General features: G+C 61.7%; 2 protein-coding genes and 2 pseudogenes. All 4 read right to left on the reverse strand.

The window, feature by feature from the left end:
• Positions 1-571, reverse strand: a 571-nt coding sequence (locus tag ABD301_RS34105) for a DUF222 domain-containing protein (RefSeq protein WP_344314322.1), incomplete at its 3' end; no start/stop codon positions are given.
• Positions 572-668: 97 nt separating this feature from the next.
• The gene (locus ABD301_RS34110) at positions 669-1,124 is read right to left on the reverse strand and encodes a transposase (protein ID WP_425552008.1); all 456 of its coding nucleotides are present in this window, start codon (positions 1,122-1,124) and stop codon (positions 669-671) included.
• Positions 1,119-1,232: pseudogene (locus ABD301_RS42635) on the reverse strand (IS630 family transposase); the annotation flags it as partial. The gene ABD301_RS34110 and the pseudogene ABD301_RS42635, both read right to left, overlap by 6 nt.
• A 2-nt stretch (positions 1,233-1,234) precedes the next feature.
• Positions 1,235-1,482, reverse strand: a pseudogene (locus tag ABD301_RS34115) (hypothetical protein); the annotation flags it as partial.

Consider the following 1,482-nt stretch of genomic DNA (forward strand, 5'->3'; position numbering starts at 1 on the left):
CGCGCCGTTCTTGCTTGGCCTGCTCGTGACGTTCTTCCGCGGCCTGCGGGTCCACCGTGATACACGCACGCTGGATCTTCTTGCGGAGCTGGCCAGGTGTGTAGTCACCGGCGTCCGGCAACGTCTTCTCGACCACCTTCGCCGCCAGTTCGGGGTCAAGGTTGGCGAGAGACTCAACAAAAATGCGGGCTTTCGGGTTCGTAATGATCCCGTCCGAGAGCGCCTGCCAGACCGCCGGATACCGGTCCAGGAGCAGAACCGCGTCCTGGACCCGATGCTGAGCGGTGATCTCAGCCAACCGCAGTGCCGGCGCGAATTCGGACGCGCACCATTTCGCGGCCCGGGCCTGCGCCTCCATGACAGCGCCTGAATAAGTCGGAGCCTGGTCAATCGGCAACGGCGTCGCCGCGGCCACCCGCCGCCGCACCAACTCCGCAAACGACGCCTGCTGCTGCGCATCCACAAAAGCACGGATCCGCTCCCACTCCACCGCGACACCCACCAGCGCGTCCTCGTCCAGATCCGCCACCACGGGCACATCCTGGACGGACCAATGCAGCTGGTAACTCATAACACCCATCGTACACCTGTTCGAACACCGGTTTTTCGTTGGGGTTGCTAACTAAAACAGCCCCACCAGCACCATCGGAAACTCGACAATCAACTGACTAGTAGAGTGTCGCCGCTAAAGTTCGGGGTATAGGTGGCGGAGGCGGGTTCGGTGCGTCGCTGGTGGTGAAGTGCCAGTTGACCTGGCGTTGGTCGTGGTTGGTGGTTTGTTGCCAGGCCGCGAGTTCGTCGTTGAGGATGTCGAGGTCGGCGATGCGGCGGTCGAGGCGCTGGCGGGTAGGCGCGGCGAGTTCGATCTCGGCGATGTAGAGCCAGGAGCCGTGTTTAGGGGTGTGGTGGATTTCTAGGCGGGCGGCCAGTTTGTGGGCTTTGGTGGGCTCGAACCTCTCATATAGTGAGCCGATGGTGTGGGTGTTGAGGTTGTCCATGACCAGCACGACTTTCTTCGCGTCGGGATAGTCGCAGGTCAGTAGTTGGTCGACTTCCTCGGCCCAGTCCAGGCGGGTTCGTTGTCGGCGTGCGTTGACGCGGAGTTGGTAGGGCTTCTCGTCCATGCAGACCACCGGAACGCCAGGATCGTAGGGGCGAACGTAGACGTCGAGGACGTCCTCCATCCGTGCGACGAACTCGCCATTTGCTGTGGCGGGGATGGTCCAGCATTTCTTCAGATGAGGACGAAGCGCCGTTTTTTAAAAACCTTCCCGATAGTCGAATGGTCCAGATCCGGCATGTCGTCCATCAGTGCGACCTGCTTTTCCAACAGTCGCAGCGTCCATCGCGACCTGCCCGCCGGAGGTGCAGAGCATCCCAGTGCGATCAGCCTGGCCTCGACCTCGCCGGTCGGGCGTGTCATGCCAAGTGTGTAAGCCGGAGGTGTACCAAGATCGACTGGCCTGTTGGTTGGTCGGAAGG

Source organism: Fodinicola feengrottensis (assembly GCF_039530045.1).
In the GTDB taxonomy this organism is placed as follows: domain Bacteria; phylum Actinomycetota; class Actinomycetes; order Mycobacteriales; family HKI-0501; genus Fodinicola; species Fodinicola feengrottensis.

What these genes read in the sequence shown, in the direction of transcription:
- ABD301_RS34110 (WP_425552008.1), bottom strand. Translation starts at nt 1,124, where the DNA reads ATGGACGAGAAGCCCTACCAACTCCGCGTCAACGCACGCCGACAACGA.